16 protein-coding genes and 1 pseudogene are annotated in these 17507 nt (G+C 41.7%); 13 read left to right on the top strand and 4 right to left on the bottom strand.

Going from position 1 to position 17507, the window contains the following annotated elements:
- The first annotated feature begins 6 nt into the window (after positions 1 to 6).
- The 6 genes and pseudogenes from EPX21_RS23260 to EPX21_RS10255 all read left to right on the top strand — a co-directional run bounded on the left by EPX21_RS23260 (position 7) and on the right by EPX21_RS10255 (position 4253).
- Positions 7 to 132, top strand: coding sequence for a hypothetical protein (locus EPX21_RS23260; RefSeq protein ID WP_255502100.1), 126 nt, complete (start codon positions 7 to 9; stop codon positions 130 to 132).
- 72 nt (positions 133 to 204) lie between these two features.
- Positions 205 to 886 (top strand): annotated as a pseudogene (locus EPX21_RS23445) (RteC domain-containing protein).
- Between the two features lie 233 nt (positions 887 to 1119).
- Positions 1120 to 1845, top strand: a complete 726-nt coding sequence (locus EPX21_RS10270) for a DUF6577 family protein (protein WP_134089607.1) — start codon at positions 1120 to 1122, stop codon at positions 1843 to 1845.
- 28 nt (positions 1846 to 1873) lie between these two features.
- Complete coding sequence (locus EPX21_RS10265) at positions 1874 to 2911, top strand: nucleotidyl transferase AbiEii/AbiGii toxin family protein (RefSeq protein WP_134089606.1); 1038 nt, start codon at positions 1874 to 1876, stop codon at positions 2909 to 2911.
- Positions 2912 to 3143: 232 nt separating this feature from the next.
- Positions 3144 to 3452, top strand: a complete 309-nt coding sequence (locus EPX21_RS23440; protein ID WP_134089662.1) for a DUF4372 domain-containing protein — start codon at positions 3144 to 3146, stop codon at positions 3450 to 3452.
- 588 nt (positions 3453 to 4040) lie between these two features.
- On the top strand, positions 4041 to 4253 hold the full coding sequence (locus EPX21_RS10255) for a hypothetical protein (protein ID WP_130854502.1): 213 nt from the start codon (positions 4041 to 4043) through the stop codon (positions 4251 to 4253).
- Here EPX21_RS10255 and EPX21_RS10250 read toward each other — a convergent pair.
- A complete protein-coding gene (locus EPX21_RS10250; protein ID WP_134089605.1) occupies positions 4240 to 4797 on the bottom strand; it encodes a hypothetical protein in 558 nt (185 codons plus the stop codon). The genes EPX21_RS10255 and EPX21_RS10250 overlap by 14 nt on opposite strands.
- Positions 4798 to 5199: 402 nt before the next feature.
- On the opposite strand from EPX21_RS10250, the gene EPX21_RS10245 reads away from it, so the two are divergent.
- The 5 genes from EPX21_RS10245 (at position 5200) to EPX21_RS10225 (ending at position 12292) form a co-directional block, all read left to right on the top strand.
- Positions 5200 to 5829: a hypothetical protein gene (locus EPX21_RS10245; protein ID WP_134089604.1), complete on the top strand. Its 630-nt coding sequence runs from the start codon at positions 5200 to 5202 to the stop codon at positions 5827 to 5829.
- Between the two features lie 148 nt (positions 5830 to 5977).
- Complete coding sequence (locus EPX21_RS10240; protein ID WP_134089603.1) at positions 5978 to 6391, top strand: hypothetical protein; 414 nt, start codon at positions 5978 to 5980, stop codon at positions 6389 to 6391.
- 162 nt (positions 6392 to 6553) lie between these two features.
- Positions 6554 to 7636 (top strand): efflux RND transporter periplasmic adaptor subunit, encoded by a 1083-nt coding sequence (locus EPX21_RS10235; protein ID WP_134089602.1) that lies wholly within the window; start codon positions 6554 to 6556, stop codon positions 7634 to 7636.
- A 23-nt stretch (positions 7637 to 7659) separates the two neighbouring features.
- Positions 7660 to 10854 (top strand): efflux RND transporter permease subunit, encoded by a 3195-nt coding sequence (locus EPX21_RS10230; RefSeq protein WP_134089601.1) that lies wholly within the window; start codon positions 7660 to 7662, stop codon positions 10852 to 10854.
- Positions 10847 to 12292 carry a TolC family protein gene (locus tag EPX21_RS10225; protein WP_134089600.1) on the top strand — a complete coding sequence of 482 codons (1446 nt, stop codon included), beginning with the start codon at positions 10847 to 10849 and terminating at the stop codon, positions 12290 to 12292. Before EPX21_RS10230 ends, EPX21_RS10225 begins: the two co-directional genes overlap by 8 nt.
- 87 nt (positions 12293 to 12379) lie before the next feature.
- Here the strand turns inward: EPX21_RS10225 and EPX21_RS10220 are convergent, their stop codons facing one another.
- Positions 12380 to 12712, bottom strand: coding sequence for an MGMT family protein (locus tag EPX21_RS10220; protein ID WP_134089599.1), 333 nt, complete (start codon positions 12710 to 12712; stop codon positions 12380 to 12382).
- A gap of 64 nt (positions 12713 to 12776) precedes the next feature.
- On the opposite strand from EPX21_RS10220, the gene EPX21_RS10215 reads away from it, so the two are divergent.
- Complete coding sequence (locus tag EPX21_RS10215) at positions 12777 to 13484, top strand: SAM-dependent methyltransferase (RefSeq protein WP_134089598.1); 708 nt, start codon at positions 12777 to 12779, stop codon at positions 13482 to 13484.
- A 97-nt stretch (positions 13485 to 13581) separates the two neighbouring features.
- Here the strand turns inward: EPX21_RS10215 and EPX21_RS10210 are convergent, their stop codons facing one another.
- Both EPX21_RS10210 and purD read right to left on the bottom strand, forming a co-directional pair.
- Positions 13582 to 15105 carry a hypothetical protein gene (locus EPX21_RS10210; protein ID WP_134089597.1) on the bottom strand — a complete coding sequence of 508 codons (1524 nt, stop codon included), beginning with the start codon at positions 15103 to 15105 and terminating at the stop codon, positions 13582 to 13584.
- Between the two features lie 225 nt (positions 15106 to 15330).
- Entirely contained in the window at positions 15331 to 16611 is a 1281-nt protein-coding gene (purD, locus tag EPX21_RS10205) for a phosphoribosylamine--glycine ligase (RefSeq protein WP_134089596.1), read from the bottom strand.
- A gap of 348 nt (positions 16612 to 16959) precedes the next feature.
- Here purD and EPX21_RS10200 point away from each other — a divergent pair, with 348 nt between their 5' ends.
- Positions 16960 to 17250 (top strand): ATP-dependent Clp protease adaptor ClpS, encoded by a 291-nt coding sequence (locus tag EPX21_RS10200; protein WP_134089595.1) that lies wholly within the window; start codon positions 16960 to 16962, stop codon positions 17248 to 17250.
- Positions 17251 to 17507: the final 257 nt, after the last annotated feature.

The following is a 17507-nucleotide window of genomic DNA, read 5'->3' as shown; positions in this document are numbered from 1 at the left end:
ACTGAAATGACATCCTCATTAAATCATATTATTTCAGAGATACAGCGAAAAGAAAAAGCTCTTTCGCTCGCTTCTCTCAATGAGATTGATGAAGCATACCAAATGACCATATACCTGCAAGAATACTTATGATTGGTAAGGGAGGATATTATAAAGCAAGGCTTCAAAAACCATTGGGAGGAAATCAATTTCTTCAGTAACATTATGCCGTACATCCTCTCCAAACTCATTTACCACAATAAGATATTTCGTATTCAGACGGGTGCCCCGTTGACGGAGGAAAAATGTACACAAGTTGTTTTTCAGAACAATTACAGAAATTGAAACGGGAATACAGGGAGCGTATCTACAATTCTGATTTCTACAGATACTACCGTTCAGGAAGAACAGACCATGATGAAACCTATTTTAGTTTGGGCAACATCAATTTACACGACGGTTTGAATAGTTTCGTTTTTGAGATTGATTCGCTGTTTTCAACTTACTATGATAACAAAGTGGTTCGGATAATTGCCAATGAGTACTCTATACCTACATACTCCAAAGAATCAACAATGATGAAATAGCAGGCTCTCTTTCTGCAAGCGGTATCTCATCTGAGGGTATCCTTTGGACGAATACCAAAAATGCCCTGATAGAACTGATTTATGCACTTTATGCAAATGGGTTCTCTTTCCTATGGTAAAATAGGAATATGAAAGTCAGTTTTGTTTTAGAAAAATAATTCCAGATTACTTTAGGAGATCTGCATAATTCTTTCCATCGAATGAAATACCGAGCAGGTTCCCGAACCGCATTTTTAGATCAACTGAAATCTTCTTTGGAAGAATATATGGATAAAGATTATAAAGGTGTCAAAAACAAACAAAAAGGGAAGCAAAAATAAAGGATAACGATAACTTCGCACGCATAATGGCTTCGCCACCCTTCGGGACTTATAGTGCTTCGTTATCTTATACCCATTAGCGGAAAGGCTTTCTTTTTTTTCTGTTTTTTTCTTTTGGAGTGAATATTTTATGTTCTTTTCAACGGTATGACGCAAAGATATAACTCTGACAAAAAAATAAATTTTGTGCCGAAGTTATACGAAATAATAGTATTTTTACCGTAAAATAGATTTTGGTAGAAGCGTTAGAAAAACATATTAGTCGTTATTTCAAGGAGAACGAGAGACTTTCCAAGCAGAAACTTGTTGGTTCAATCAAAAAGGATTTTCCTGATTGGTCTGACAATACCATTAATATGTATCTGTCCAAGCTGAAAAAAGAAGGGGTTATAAACGCTCCCTCCAGAGGAATTTATGAACTGGATGGACACAAGCCTTTTCAGCCTAATATTTCAACCTCGCTAAAAAGAACATTCAATAAGGTCAAGCGGGAATTTCCCTATATCAGTTTTTGTGTTTGGGATACCGTGTGGTTGAATGATTTTATGCGTCATCAACCTTTTAAGCATTATACCGTCGTGGAAGTCGAGAAAGATGCTTCCGAATCTGTATTTGCCTTTCTGACAGAAATTAATAAAAATGTTTTCTTTAATCCTGATGAAGAAATATTTGACCGATATATTCATAATCAAGATGAAGTTTATATTGTGAAGAATATGGTTTCAGAGTCCCCCTTAATAGAAATAGACAAAATAGTTATCCCTGCATTGGAAAAACTATTAGTGGATATGTTAATTGATACAACACTTTTTTCGGCACAGCAAAATGAGAAGGAATTTATTATGAGGAGTGTAATGCAGAAATACACTCTAAATGAGTTGAAAATGCGTAGATATGCTGTACGAAGAAACAGAGAACGAGAAATTGACGAACTAATAAACATAAGTTTGGCAAAATAATTTTATTTATGCCAATATTATGTAAATTATGATAGATACAAAGTCCTATACGGTTGAATGGATTACCGACTTACGAAATAAGTTAGGAAAACGCATTGACCCGAAACTGATTGAGAAAGTAATATATGCATTGACCCTTTTGGAGCAGCTGCAATTGAACAATCTGAACTTCGTGTTTAAAGGAGGTACGGCTTTACTTTTAGCAACGGAAACACCTAAGCGGTTTTCTATAGACATTGACATCATTACAGAAGAACCGGAGGATAAAATCAAGGAGATTTTAGAGAAGATAAGCCAATTAGAAATATTTATCCGCTGGGAAGATGATAACGACCGAAGACATACGCCTGATGCACCTATCGGACATTTTAAAATGTTCTACAAAAGCGTGGTAGATGGTCACGAAGAACCAATATTATTGGATTTGTTATATACGTCCAATCCTTATCCTGAAACAAAAGAATATTCGATAAAACATAGTTGGTTAGCGACATCGGGCAAAGACACTACAGTTGTATTGCCGACATTCGAGGCTATTTTGGGAGATAAGTTAACGGCCTTCGCACCCAAAACCACAGGCATATTGTATTCAAAAAATCGTCCTGTCGAAATTATAAAACAGTTGTATGATATAGGTTTCTTGTTTGACCAAATAACTAATCTTAATGTAGTAAAAGACAGCTATTCAAGTGTGGTAAATGAAGAAATAGGTTATCGAAAATTAAACCTAAATGCCGATGAGGTACTGAAAGACACTTGGCAAACTTGCTATATCATAGCAGAAAGAGATATGAAGTCCGATGAGTTCAAACACTTACAATTGGGTATTAAGAACTTCACGAATTTCATTATTGACCGTTTTTCAATCGAAGAAGCCATAACAGCATCGGCTAAAGTTGCCTATCTGACTTCATTATTGAACAAAGAAAATGAGGAAATCGAACGGTTCAAAAATCCGTTGGAGATTAAGGATTGGCTAATTGAAGACCAAGCCTTTAATAAATTGAACAAGTTAAAAAAGACCAATCCAGAAGCGTTTTTCTATTGGTATAGGGGCTTGAAATAAGCAAATATTATCACAAGAAATAAAGTGCTATATTGTATGACGCATTGGAAAATAGTTGAAAGAATTTAAAAAAACCTCACGAGCGTCCAAAACGCTGAAAAATAATTAAGGAAAAAGGTGGAGGTACGGCTAAAAAGCCGTAAGTTTTGAGTCTCTAATTCAAACATAAGCTCCGATGGTACCATTCGCTATGCGGATAGCATGAATGCCATAAAGATAAAACAATTGATGAATAAATATAAGTTTATTCAGTCAGTTATTGTCATATTTTCCGAGGGAAAAATTCGACAGGTTGGTAAAAAAGCATGGTAGCGATAAGTATAGCAAGGGTATCAACAGCGGGACATATTTTGTGTCGATGTTATTTTGCCATATAGGCGGAGCCGGTTCCGTCCGTGATATCAGTCAGGGTCTTAGGAGCACCATGGGCATTATGAATCATCTGGGGATAGGCAGTGTACCGTGCAAATCAAGTCTTTCCTATATCAAATCTGGTTTCATTTATCGGATTGAACCTCTTTGTGAAAATCGGCCTCTATAAATGGCTTGATAATCCTTTTTACGAGCATAAGCAGATTATAGAAATGGCGCAGCTGAAATTATTTGATGGTTAAATTTATACCCACATCCCGAGGATAGGCCGCTTTTCTATTTAATATTGCAGGAAATTGTGCGATTTTTGCTTTGCCTATTTTTATTTTGAAGTAAACCCTTAAAGTAATGGAGGTTTTTATTCTATAGCATTCTTACAGCCGAGGCACTATACGCTCTTGCTTAGCTATGTAAAGATATATACGGCGTCTTGCATTCGATCTCAAACCTTTAATTAGGGGTATTTACTTATTCGATCTAAATGGCGATCTCGATCTAAATGGCGATTGTATATGAACTAAAGTAACTGAAAAGGAAACAACTTACCGGTTTTTTCTATTTCCCCTACCCTTCCTTTTGTTACAAAAGCTTTAACATTTTCATAACGAGTATGTAAACAAGCGTTATGAAAATTGAAATGCGTGTAGAACGTGCATTTAGAATTTGATAAAAATTCAATAAAAGCCATATTTTGTTGCTTTTTTGCTTGTTTAAGCCTACGGTAGCTGGTAAATTTGTGATAGCAAAAATGGAAGATATGGAAGTGAATTTACGTCGATTATCTGTTTTTACCGCGGATTTGCAGCTGATCTTAGGCAAAAGCATGCGTACATGCCAACGCCATATGCAGTTGATCCGCGATATGTATGCTTTGGAAAAGCAGCAGCCCGTAACGGTATATCATGTTGCAGAATACCTCGATACGCCTGTATCAAAAATAGCTGCTTTTCTGAAGATTAACCGAAATTAGATGGGTAAATGAGCAATGGGATTGCTCCGATGTAAAAAGATTTCTTGATAGGCCATGGGCAAACGCTCGTGGCCTTTCTTATTGCTCTCGTAAAAAAAAGCGTAAAAACGAGAGCAAAGACGGTCGGCTTTGTCACAGATTCCATTGGCTTCATGGCGAAGCCTATTGACTTTAATCTTAACCTGTCAGGCGATATTATACTTACGTATGACTTTATATCATTGCCAAAGGGCTTTATCATAAAAGCCATGGACGTGAACTTAAAGATGATCGACTTAAGTGCTATCCCGAACGGCATGACCTTGAATCCGTACTGATTTATTAAAAAGTGAAACGCCTTTGCGCCGTCGTCAATCGGGTTCATAGTAAAGTCGACAGGTTTGGTTATAAACCCAATTGGAGATAGCTTAAACCCGTTGGGAGTTAGCACTAAGTAGTGCGACTTTGCCCTAAAGTTGTTAAAAGTGATATTAATGTCGGTCAACGTAACTTCATTTCCGGTCGACTTCGTGTCAATTCCGGTTGGCTTTGATCTCAATCTCATCGCCTTTGCTTTAAAGTCGTATGTCTTTATGTCAATGTCAATTGGAATTAGCTTACAATTGTTTGTCTTTAATGCAACCTTATTCGAATTAATGATCCTTAAATGGTTTATCGCTTTTATATAAGGCGACAAAAGCGTCAAAAAACGACAAAAACGACAAAAGCGTCAAAATCGGACATGGCATTTTCCGGTTCTGCTCAATTTTGTTCTGTTCATCAGCGGTTGGTGGACTTTAACAAGAATAAGTAAATGATAACAAAAAGAAAGCATCCAGGCAAGCCGACTTAAATGCGCTATAGGTAACAGGCCTTTTAATTATTGATGTCTTATTTAGTTCTTTAAGGCATCAATGAGCCCTTCGGGGTTTTGAATTTTTACTTTTGAATTTTTACTTTTTAAATCATGCAAAATAGATATATCTCTTTAGGTTTTAGTAAAATAGCAGACGATGCCATGGCGACTTTAGGAACAACGGTAATTACGGCCATGACAGATAATCCAAACTTTGAGACGCCCGTTCCGGCCTTGACGGATATACAGGCGCTTCTAGATGATTACCGTGCGAAACTGGCCGTTACCCGAAAGGGCAGCCCATTAAATACCAGCGAAAAAAACGTGAGTCGTCAGGCACTGGAGAAGGGACTTAGACAATTAGCATTTTATGTCGATGCTGTCGCTGACGGAGCGTTACATATTATTTTAAGTTCCGGCTTTTCGGTGAAATCACTCGCGTCTTCTTTAACGGTTCCTGCCATACCCGAAAGACTTAGATTGAGTGACACAACGCAGAGTGGACAGATCCGTTTTGATTTTGACCCAGTAAAAAGGGCTTGGGAGTACGAGTATTGTTTTTCCACCGAAGTGGACGATAATGGTGATATATTATGGGGCGACATTCTATCTACTACCTCGTCCCGCAACAACATCATCGCTCCATTGATTCCAGGAGTTGTTTGCCGCGTACGTGTACGGGCCCGCAACGGAAAAGGGGTGAGCGATTGGAGTGAAGCCGTTAGCTTAATGGCGAGGTAAGAGGTTGACGGAGCCGGGATCTCCGGCTCCGCTCCTTGTTTACTTGCTCAACGTAGCATTAGCGAAAGCAATAACCGTTCATGTAACTAATATTTAACAATTCACTGTTGCTCGTGTGGTTAACTTTATATACTTTTGACGGCAGATCATGAAATGGTTCGTCAGGTTTTTTTTATCGCTATGTCTGCTCTTCGTCAGTAGATACCATCAAGTGCACGCGAATGTGCCTCAGCATGGCACACCGCATACGCTGGTAAAAGTTTCAGCGCTGAAGGAGGCGGCCTCTATAGATGCAGCGCATATGGCTAGACTGGTTTTTAAACCGGCTCCAATCCACAGTGTGAACATCGCCGAGAGAGAACGGCCTGCCGACAATGAGGAAGAAGATGAATCGGTTTCTTCGAGAAAATATGTAGAAATCAGTAATTACTTTACTGATTTTTTTTATGCCCTGAAGTCTGCCTATCTTTTCCTCCAGATTAAGCATAGCGCTGCGTTTTGCGCGCATTTTTCTTATTCTTTATCCCGTTCCTATCTCCTATTTAGGGTTATTCGGATTTGATTCGTCTCTTGTGAACGGAAAAGGCCTAACCTTGCTATTCCGTCATTTCTACTTCTTAAATAAACATTCCAGGGGTTTGCGCTTCGCATAAACCGGAAATGTTCTCGTACACAAATTTCAAATAGTATTAGAAATCATATTGCTTCAGTAAGCAAAATTATTATGAAGAGAATTTTCATGCTCATGGGCTTGGGTGCCGTATTATGCCATTCAAGCTGTCAATCAAAAAAAGAAGAAAAGGAAGAGCAAACTAAATTTGTCGTGACCAGTCCCATTAAAATGGACACCGCTATCACGAAAGACTATGTGTGTCAAATCCGCTCCATACGCCACATAGAACTCCGAGCCCAAGAACGGGGCTATCTGCAGAAGATTTTTGTAGATGAAGGCCAGTTTGTGAAAGAAGGCCAACTCTTATTCCAGATCATGCCCAAGCTATACGAAGCGGAGCTGCAAAAAGCGCAGGCCGAAGCTGATTTCGCTTCGATAGAGTACCAAAACACAAAAAGTTTGGCCGACAGTAATATTGTGGCTCCCAATGAACTTGCGATGGCGAAAGCTAAGTTTGATAAGGCCAAAGCCGAACTGGCCTTAAGAAAAGTGCACTTGCAATTTACGGAAATCAGGGCTCCTTTTGATGGAATTATCGATCGCTTCCATGTACGGCAAGGAAGTTTGGTTGATGAAGGCGACTTACTAACCGAGCTTTCCGATAATAGTAAGATGTGGGTGTATTACAATGTGCCCGAAGCTGAATATCTAGATTATAAAGCGAACCTTAAAAAGGATAGTCTAACGAAGGTTGATTTACTAATGGCTAATAACCAGTTATTTGACTATCCCGGTAGGGTGGAGACGATCGAGGCCGACTTTAACAATGAAACCGGAAACATTGCTTTCAGGGCAACCTTTCCTAATCCTAAGGGACTGTTGAGACATGGGGAAACCGGTAACATTCAAATGGAAACACCATTCAAAAACGCCATGATCATTCCGCAGAAAGCTACTTTCGAAGTGCTTGAAAAAAAATATGTTTATGTGCTGGATAAAGAGGATAAGATACAATCGAGAGAGATTAAAATAGCAGCCGAGCTGCCACATATCTTTATTATTGAATCGGGTCTATCGGTAAATGATAAGATCCTTCTGGAAGGTATTCGTCTTGTTAAAGAAAACGAGAAAATTGAGTACAAACTAGAAAGTCCGAAACATGTTATATCGCATTTGGAGCTGTATGCAGAATAATGGAATAACTTAAAAAAGATCAAATGTTTAATAAATTCATACATAGGCCTGTATTTGCGATCGTCATATCCATCATGATCGTATTTGTGGGTTCGTTAGCAATCAAGCAGTTACCCATATCGCAATTCCCCCAGATTGCGCCAACAACCGTAAATGTTTTTATAGCTTACCCGGGGTCCAGTGCAGACGTATTGGTAAAGTCGACACTGATTACCTTAGAGAACGCTATTAATGGCGTTCAGGACATGCGTTATATAGCTACCGATGCGACCAGTGCCGGCGAAGCTACCCTAAGAATTATTTTTGAACCGGGTACCGATCCCGACCAAGCAGTAGTCAGAGTAAAGACCAGGGTCGACCAGGTTATGCCCCTCTTGCCCGAGTTGGTTCAGCGTGAAGGGGTCGTTGTTACCCCCATCCAGCCGAGTATGTTGATGTACGTGAACCTGTACGCAACCGGCAAAAACATGGATGAAAAATTCCTTTATAACTATGCCAACGTAAAAATGATCCCTGAAATCAACCGCATTAAAGGGGTGGCAAGATCTCAGATATTAGGCAGTAGAACCTATGCCATGCGCGTTTGGCTGAACCCCGACCGTATGAGAGCTTACCACGTGTCTGTTGACGAGGTGATGAACGCCATGGCCGAACAAAGTATTGTTGGTCGTCCAGGGCGTATCGGGCAGAGTTCGGGTATCGAAGCGCAGTCATTAGAGTACGTCTTAACGTATAAGGGTCGGTATAGTGAACCTTCTGAATATGAAAATATAATTATTCGTGCCAATGCGGATGGCGAACGTATTCGTCTGCGAGATATAGGTAAAGTAGAGTTAGGAAGTGAGTTCTTCGATATTTACTCTAATCTCGATGGCCACCCTTCGGCTTCCATACTCTTAAACCAAAACTATGGTAGTAACGCGAGTGATGTAATCGCTGCTGTAAAAGATAAACTTACGGAGATGAAGAAAACTTTTCCTCCGGGCTTGGATTACAAAATTAGTTATGACGTTTCTCAGTTCCTTGACGCCTCTATAGAACAGGTTATTCATACGCTAAGGGACGCGTTTATCTTGGTAGCGATTGTTGTGTTCGTTTTCCTCGGCGACTGGAGATCTACCCTTATTCCCATATTAGCCGTACCGGTGTCGCTCATAGGGGCGTTCTTTGTCATACAGTTCTTCGGGTTATCCATTAACCTGGTCACATTGTTCGCCCTTGTACTAGCCATAGGTATTGTGGTGGATGACGCCATCGTCGTGGTGGAAGCCGTTCACGCCAAGTTTGATGAGTTTCCTACGATGACGCCTTATCAGGCTGTTAAAAGAGTGTTGGGTGAAATCAGTGGTGCCATTATAGCGATTACTGCCGTGATGGTATCGGTATTCTTACCCATATCATTCATGACCGGCCCTGTAGGCACCTTTTATAGACAGTTCTCTATTACTATGGCGAGTTCAATTGTGATTTCGGCCATTATCGCACTTACCCTTACGCCGGTACTGTGCGCCATGTTGTTAAAAAATCACCATGCAGAACATGTAAAGCCGAATATGTTTAGTAAAGCACTAGACAGCTTTAACCGTGGTTTTGATAAACTTACCGGTAAATATGTTGGAGTGTTAAAATCCATAGTAAGCAGAAGAGTACTAACGTTTGCCATATTAGCGGCGTTTTGTGCGGGTATCTTCTTTGAAAGCCAGATACTTCCCGCAGGTTTCATCCCCAGTGAAGATCAGGGCACTATTTATGGGATTATCCAAACACCTCCGGGGTCTACGCTGGAAACTACTAACCAGGTGTCGCGAAGACTTCAAAAAATTTGTGAAGAATTAGAAGGGGTAGAGTCGGTATCATCTCTGGCCGGTTATGAGATTATGACAGAAGGTAGGGGATCTAATGCCGGTACCTGTATGATTAACCTTAAATCATGGCATGAACGGGAACACTCGGTTACCGAGATCATGGAAGAGCTGGAAGAGAAATCTAAAGGATTAGGGGCGATCATCGAGTTCTTTGAACCGCCCGCCATTCCGGGCTTCGGTTCATCCGGTGGTTTCTCACTGCGTTTGTTAGATAAAAATACGACTACTGATTATCAGGACTTTGATAAAGTGAACAAACAGTTCCTTGATGATTTGAGTAAACGTAAAGAGCTCACCGGCTTATTTACCTTTTTTGCGGCAAACTACCCTCAATATGAGCTGGAAATTGACAACAATTTAGCCATGCAAAAGGGAGTTTCTATTGGTAAAGCAATGGAAAACCTGGATATTATGATAGGTAGTACCTATGAGCAGGGTTTCATTAAGTTTGGACGTTTCTTTAAAGTATATGTTCAATCAGATCCTAAATACAGAAGATTGCCTTCTGACGTACTGAACCTTTTTGTCAAGAACGATCATGGTGAAATGGTGCCTTATTCGGCATTCATGAAGCTTAAAAAGTCTCAAGGGCCGAATGAGATCACCCGGTATAATATGTATAACTCTGCAGCTATCAGAGGGCTGCCTGCAGCAGGCTTTACTACCGCAGATGCCATTCAGGCCATTCGTGAAGTAGCGAAAAAATCACTTCCTAACGGCTATGATATTGCATGGGAGGGCCTTTCCTATGACGAGGCTAATAGAGGGAATGAATCTCTCTATATATTCTTGATTGTACTCGCATTTGTGTATTTCGTGCTTGCAGCACAATATGAGAGCTTTATTATACCGCTTGCGGTAGTATGCTCGCTGCCTGTTGGGGTATTCGGTTCGTTCTTATTACTTAAGTTAATGGGGCTTCAAAACGATATCTATGCGCAAATCGGTCTTATTATGCTCGTGGGGCTACTCGGAAAGAACGCGGTGCTGATCGTGGAGTTTGCGGTACTCAAACACCGTGAAGGTGCCACGATACTCGAAGCAGCTATTGAAGGAGCTAAGGTGCGTTTCCGTCCAATCCTTATGACGTCGTTTGCCTTCATTGCGGGATTAATTCCATTGATCATTGCAACAGGTGCCGGCGCAATCGGTAACAGGACCATTGGCGCATCCGCGATGGGGGGTATGTTATTCGGTACTGTTTTCGGCGTAATTATAGTTCCGGGACTATACTATATTTTCGGTTCCCTTGCCAGCGGAAGAAAACTGATTAAGGATGAAGATGAGATCTCATTATCTGATGAGTTTGTACATCAGATAGATAAATTCGATAATACTGATGAAAATGAGTAAGCTAATTAGTAAATATAAATATGTATATGTTATAGCGGGCTGCCTGGTACTAATAACATATACAGGATGTAAAACACCTTCTTTAGTTCAGCGTGAAGCAAATACAGAAACACCTGCGCGTTATAACGACTCGCAGGATACGCTTAATACGGCAAAGCTCACCTGGAAGGAATATTTTACCGATCCTTATCTAGATGCGCTGATTGATACAGCATTGCACAATAATCAGGAATTGAATATCACCTTGCAGGAAATCGAAATTTCAAGGAACGAAATCCGTGAAAAGAAAGGGGAATACTTGCCTTTTGTCGGTTTGAAAGGTTCCGCAGGTATCGATAAGGTCGCCCGCTATACCAACATAGGGGCGATGGAATCGAACACGGATATTAAACCTGGAAGAGAAATGCCCGAACCGCTGCCCGATTATCTTGTAGCGGCTTACGCTACTTGGGAGGCGGATATATGGAAAAAACTGCACAACGCCAAGAAAGCGGCTGTCAGTCGATATTTATCGACGGTAGAGGGTAGGAACTTCGTTATTACGAACTTAATTGCTGAAGTGGCCAGCGGCTATTACGAATTGCTAGCGCTTGATAATCAGCTAGATATTGTGAAGAAAAACATAGAAATCCAAAGCAATGCCTTAAAAATCGTGAAAATGCAAAAGGCGGCTGCCCAGCTTACCGAATTGGCTGTGCGCCGATTTGAGGCCGAAGTGCTAAACACAAAAAGTCTTCAGTACACAATTCAGCAGCGGATTACCGAAACGGAGAACCGTATAAATTTCTTGTTAGGCCGGTATCCACAGCCTATTCAGCGGAGCAGCAAAAATTTTGAAGATTTGATACCCGAAGCTGTGCATACCGGTATTCCAACTCAACTGCTGGCAAACCGTCCGGACATCAAGCAAGCGGAACTGGACTTGGCGGCTGCAAAACTCGACGTAAAGGTGGCAAAGGCCAGATTCTATCCCTCTTTGGGAATCTCTGCCGCAATTGGCTACCAAGCCTTTGATCCGGCTTATCTGATAAAGACGCCCAAGTCGCTGCTTTATTCGCTCGGGGGTGATCTGACAGCGCCTTTAATCAATCGGAATGCAATAAAAGCAACCTATTACAATGCCAACGCGAAGCAAATTCAGGCGGTTTACAATTACGAACGGACGATCTTAAACGCGTACGTTGAGGTAGCTAACCAGTTAGCTAAGATAAACAACTTGGAAAAAAGCTACGAGTTAAAAGCGAAGCAGGTGGAAGCGCTATCACAATCGATTGGCATTTCTAACAGTCTTTTTAAGTCGGCAAGGGCCGATTACATGGAAGTATTGCTGACGCAGCGTGATGCCTTGGAGTCAAAATTCGAGTTAGTTGAGACCAAAATGCAGCAAATGAGTGCGATGGTTCAGATCTATCGGGCTTTGGGCGGCGGATGGAATTAGTGTTTTTTTTTATGGATAAGGAGGCTGTCTGGAAGTCGTTATTTTGGCTTTAGATAGCCTCCTTTTATGTTAAGCTTGTGGTGAGCGTTAGGATAATTCTGTTAAGGGATCCCAGTAAACAGATTGAAAATTAACGACGCGGTCGTGCTTTACGGCGATGCCTTCATTTTCCAAAAGCTGTTGCATAAGTGTCGGATGGCCGAAGGCTGCTTTAGCACTCAGTTGACCTTTACTGTTCAGTACACGATGAGCAGGCACCGGCGGATTGGCCTTGCCTGCATTTCCCATGGCATAGCCAACCATACGCGCAGCGCCGTCGCGACCGAGGGCTCTGGCAATGGCACCATAAGAGGTAACTCTTCCTGCCGGAATCTGTCTAACTATGGCATAAACGCTTTCGTAAAAGTTTAATTCCTTCACCTTGTTTCTAACGTGGTTTTTGCTAAAATAGTGATTTTCCCTTTCAAAAAATGCATCTTTGTATATGTCTAAAGGAACGTTGTATCTATTACCGGTACCATTATCAGATCACGCGGCGGCGGGATCATTCACCGCTTTCTTTTCTGAGACCATCAATTCAATCAAAGAGTATATCGTTGAAAATGAAAAGACGGCCCGTAAATTTTTAAAACAAGCGGGATTGAAGATACCTCAACAAGACTTGATTATACACGACTATGGTAAGCATGCGCGGGATGACTATCATAAAGATCATTTTTTTAAAGCATTGTTGAAGGGAGAAGACGTCGGGTTAATGAGCGAAGCTGGTTGCCCCGGTATTGCTGATCCCGGTGCAGACATCGTTGCCCAGGCGCATAAGCTGGGAATTAAAGTAAGGCCCTTAGTAGGCCCTAACTCTATGATATTGGCATTGATGGCTTCGGGATTCAATGGTCAAACGTTTTCCTTCCATGGCTATCTGCCTATCGATAAGGTCGCTCGAGCAAAAAAAATCAAAGAACTGGAACATACAGCGCAAAAGGCTGGGCAAACGCAATTATTTATGGAAACGCCATTCCGTAACAATCAACTGCTCGAAGAAGTGTTAAGAGTCTGTACCCCCAAAACGCGTCTGTGCATTGCCTGTAATATCACCGGATCTGATGAATGGATAAGTAGTGATACGGTGGAAAATTGGCGAAAGAAGAAGGTGGATCTTCATAAAAAACCGGCGATCTTTTTGATGCTATAATGGGATTTTCAGTGGCTGGTTAACAAGTCATTTTCTTGGCGCGCCATATCGACCGTATCCCGATTCGATGCACTCGATATGACCGCCAAGTGATATTTTAAAACGTCTGCGTTAAGGATTCATCCCACAACTGGTTCCATTCGATTTGAAACTGATTATTCCTGTCCACATCTGTTAAGAGTTCACCTTTAAACAATAGCTGGACATTGTTTTTTATGGATGCGGTTACGGTAAAGGTTCTTAACAATTCGTCATTTTCGTTATAAACATCCACTACATAGCCTATATGTACCGGGTCGCTTACATCACCGATGAACTGATGGAAACTGAGGCTTTTGTTGCTGCTGTCAAAAGAGGGATGCAACACCAAGGTTGAGGCCGCTTGTCTTTCCGTTGTCTGCGCGTTGAAAGGAGCGTAAAGGAAGTCTTCGTGCTCCGGACTAATACGAATCTTGTGTACTTCAGACAAATCATATCCGTCCGTAAATTCGAAGCGTATTTCACTAAAATATCGTTTCAGTACGGCGTCAACTTCGATGTGATTATCGATCTCAAGGTGTGGGATTTGAGCGCCGAAAATTAGTGCCTGATGATTGGCGAAGCTATTGGAAATATAAAGATCTGATGCCTGTGCGATCCTTGGCGGTAGCACTAACGCTGCTTTGGATACATTGGATGTAATAAATCCATAATAGGTGCCTCGGGGTAGCTTAAAGGACAAGTCGATCCCATCGGTTGAAGGATCAAATGTGGTATTGCCCTGGGCTGCGAATGTATGGTCGTTTGCGTTAAAGATAAAATACTGAATTTTACTGATGTCATCCGTCGGCTCCTCGGCATGTTCTGCATTATAAAGTCCAGAAAGCCGGAAGTTATCGAGCTTAAAGGTTCCTCTATTCTGATCATAGTCGTTCGCCTCACCTCTTTCCCCTTCGAAAGGTTCAATTTTGATTGTTAGACGCTCCGCCTGAACGGCACCAAGCTGGGATAGATCAAACTCATAACTGTTTCTGGTGTTGTCTTTGGTGTTAGAAAATTGATTATCTTCAGACAGCGGGCGATAGGTAGTGCCATCGTCTGTTGACGAATAGATCCTAAAGTTTTTTGGCCCCGTGCCCGAGCTTGCAACGTCAAAAGCGAGTGTCGTTATTTGGCTTACCCCGCTTAGCGGCATCGTGATGACTAAGGCTTGTAAGCCGCGTAAACTGAGGGCTTTTCCTGCGGGATAGGGGCTCAGGCCGAAGCCTGCCGTGAAGCTGGGCGAAGTATCTACCGCTTGAAAGCTTAGAGAGGGCGCTGCGCTCCCAACGGCTATTTCCGGTACCAGATCGTCGTTGTTAAACGACCAGAAATAAAGGTGCTGTTCTTCAGGCCCCGATTCTGATGCGGACGTGGACATGCGATTTGACGATGATGTCGTCATTAGCCTTGAGGAGTTCATCGCGGATTGATCGGCAAGGGGTGTGATGCGCTTGGTAAACCCTTTGAGTTTGAGGGTGACCGTATGCAAAGCTTCTTCATCGATTTGGCTTTCAGGTTCAGGTGCTGGCTTTTCACACCGTATAAACAGCACCGAGAAAAGAAATGATAAGGACAGGATTTTGAAAAAGTGTGTCTTCATGTTCATTTTTTTTTAGGGTTTAAACAGGTTACTCTTATGGCTCATAAGAAAACCCTTGTCAACTGAATGATGCCGGTTAACGACGGTTCGTTGTTGCAATAATACCCAATCCTTTTCTAAGTGCTTAGAATAGAATCGATAATGAACAAAATGAACAGGGAGTCTGTGCGGTGGGTGGGTGTGTATACAAGTGCAATAGCATTCGCATTGCACCTGCATATTTCGTTAATAGTTTATAAGATCAAAGCCTATATCCCGTCTGAAGTTTTTTCCTTCGAAATAAATTCGTCCGGCATCGGCGGTAGCTTGTTGAAGTGCTTCCAGTAAATTATCTTTTAGGGCGGTTACCGCTAACACCCTGCCTCCGGCGGTTTGGACTTCTTCGTTAATAAGTGCCGTGCCGGCGTGAAAAAGCAAAGATTCTTTCACGTTTTCGAGTCCGCTGATTACTTTGCCGTTTTCGTATTTGCCGGGATAGCCGCCCGACACGAGCATGACAGTAGCGGCGGTTTTTTCCGACACATGAAAGGTTTTGGATGCCAAGTTTTCTTCTGCCACTCCCAACAGCAAATCAACAAAATCACTTTCTATACGTATGAGGACACTCTCCGTTTCCGGATCGCCCATCCGCACGTTGTATTCTACTACAGACGGATTACCGTTATCGTTCATTAATCCTATAAAAATGAAACCTTTATAATGAATGTTATCTTTTCTTAGGCCATCAATGGTAGGCTTAATGATTTGATTTTCGACTTTACTTAAAAAAGCCGCATCGGCAAAAGGGACCGGTGAAACAGATCCCATTCCTCCAGTGTTCAGTCCCGTATCTCCTTCCCCTATGCGTTTATAGTCTTTCGCTGACGGTAAAATTTTATAGTCCTTACCGTCAGTCAAGACAAAAACCGACAATTCGATCCCTTTTAAGAAATCTTCTATAACGACCTTGTTGCTGGCCTGACCAAATTTCGCTTCGGCCAACATAGCACGGAGTTCTGCTTTTGCTTCTGACAGGTCCGAGCAGATTAATACGCCCTTTCCGGCGGCTAAACCGTCGGCTTTTAAAACGATGGGCAGCGATCGGGTTTCCAAATACTGCAGCCCTTCCTCTAAGGTGTCTTTTGTAAAGGAGCGCGAAGCGGCAGTAGGAATTCCATGGCGTTGCATGAATTGCTTTGAGAAGTCTTTACTCCCTTCTAGCTGAGCTCCTTCCGCTGTCGGCCCAATTACGGGAATATTTCGTAACTGCTCATTCTCCAAAAAGAAATCATGAATGCCTTTCACCAAAGGTTCCTCAGGGCCAACCACTACAAGCTCGATATGATGCTCCAATGCAAATGAGCCCAACGCTTCAAAATCGGTAGCTTTTATGTCTATGTTCTTTCCATAGGCGCCAGTTCCTGCGTTTCCTGGGGCAATAAATAGTTGGGAGGCCAATGGGCTTTGAGAAATCTTATACGCAAAAGCACTTTCTCTTCCCCCGGAACCAATCAATAAAATATTCATTTTTTAAATTTTGAGGATATTCTTTTCATTCTAACACCGCAAAGTTATTTTTTTTCGCCAATTATTGGCCGCTTTATAGAAGCTTTTTCCTTTTATGGGTCTATATCCGAAAAGCGTATCTGATAGCTTGCTGCTAAGTCTTCTACAAGCGTTGCATTGCAGGCCATTTATCGCGAATTGAAGGTAGGCCTAAGGCTTTGAAAGGAATTTTTTGCATATCAGGCGAACTTTGTCTAGCTTTGCGAAACGAATCCACATAGTTAATTTAGAATAATTTACGTAGCAGAATCGCCTATTTCTAATAGGGCTTTTCAGCGAACAAATTGAAATGAAGATAGCGCTCGAAAGATGAAGATGGCTGAAACGCAGGTACAAGAGGAAACCTTTACACTGGAAGAAATTCTGGCAGGAACTAAAGAGTATCATCGATTGATCTTGTGGAATGACGAGATAAATACATTCGACCATGTGATTTATTGCTTGATGAAATATTTGGATTACAGCGAAAATCAAGCTGAAAAAATAGCGTGGAAAGTGCACAATGAAGGAAAGTGCGCTGTGCTGGAAGGCACTTATACAGAGGTGGATGTTTATAGAAAAATCTTAAAGGAAGAAGGACTGACCGTTAGTATCGAATAGCTTGGCCCCTGCTTAAGCGTGCGGCTACTTTTTCCGGCTTGTCCGCCCCATTTCCCCTTACTTAATCCTTTGGCGCCTGCTTCCCCCTTCGCTATTTCTTTATTACTTAGCGAGCGAAGTACCTTGACCCGTTCCGGTGCTGCTAAGTGAAATATCTATATGAATTTCTGGGAGGGTCTGCCGCCGGGCTACCACAAATATACTGTAATAATGGTGTTACGGGTTAATCTTATTGTTGAAAAACAGGTCTTAGACTA

The sequence above is a fragment of the Olivibacter sp. XZL3 genome (assembly GCF_004368405.1).
In the GTDB taxonomy this organism is placed as follows: domain Bacteria; phylum Bacteroidota; class Bacteroidia; order Sphingobacteriales; family Sphingobacteriaceae; genus Olivibacter.
Note: the sequence above shows the minus strand (reverse complement) of the source record. Positions and strands in the feature narration are given on the sequence as shown.

What these genes read in the sequence shown, in the direction of transcription:
- EPX21_RS10240 (WP_134089603.1), top strand. Translation starts at nt 5,978, where the DNA reads ATGAAATGGTTCGTCAGGTTTTTTTTATCGCTATGTCTGCTCTTCGTC.
- purD (WP_134089596.1), bottom strand. Translation starts at nt 16,611, where the DNA reads ATGAATATTTTATTGATTGGTTCCGGGGGAAGAGAAAGTGCTTTTGCG.
- EPX21_RS10265 (WP_134089606.1), top strand. Translation starts at nt 1,874, where the DNA reads ATGATAGATACAAAGTCCTATACGGTTGAATGGATTACCGACTTACGA.
- EPX21_RS10200 (WP_134089595.1), top strand. Translation starts at nt 16,960, where the DNA reads ATGAAGATGGCTGAAACGCAGGTACAAGAGGAAACCTTTACACTGGAA.
- EPX21_RS10250 (WP_134089605.1), bottom strand. Translation starts at nt 4,797, where the DNA reads ATGAGATTGAGATCAAAGCCAACCGGAATTGACACGAAGTCGACCGGA.
- EPX21_RS10225 (WP_134089600.1), top strand. Translation starts at nt 10,847, where the DNA reads ATGAGTAAGCTAATTAGTAAATATAAATATGTATATGTTATAGCGGGC.
- EPX21_RS10245 (WP_134089604.1), top strand. Translation starts at nt 5,200, where the DNA reads ATGCAAAATAGATATATCTCTTTAGGTTTTAGTAAAATAGCAGACGAT.
- EPX21_RS10255 (WP_130854502.1), top strand. Translation starts at nt 4,041, where the DNA reads ATGGAAGTGAATTTACGTCGATTATCTGTTTTTACCGCGGATTTGCAG.
- EPX21_RS10215 (WP_134089598.1), top strand. Translation starts at nt 12,777, where the DNA reads ATGTCTAAAGGAACGTTGTATCTATTACCGGTACCATTATCAGATCAC.
- EPX21_RS10235 (WP_134089602.1), top strand. Translation starts at nt 6,554, where the DNA reads ATGAAGAGAATTTTCATGCTCATGGGCTTGGGTGCCGTATTATGCCAT.
- EPX21_RS23260 (WP_255502100.1), top strand. Translation starts at nt 7, where the DNA reads ATGACATCCTCATTAAATCATATTATTTCAGAGATACAGCGAAAAGAA.
- EPX21_RS10210 (WP_134089597.1), bottom strand. Translation starts at nt 15,105, where the DNA reads ATGAAGACACACTTTTTCAAAATCCTGTCCTTATCATTTCTTTTCTCG.
- EPX21_RS10230 (WP_134089601.1), top strand. Translation starts at nt 7,660, where the DNA reads ATGTTTAATAAATTCATACATAGGCCTGTATTTGCGATCGTCATATCC.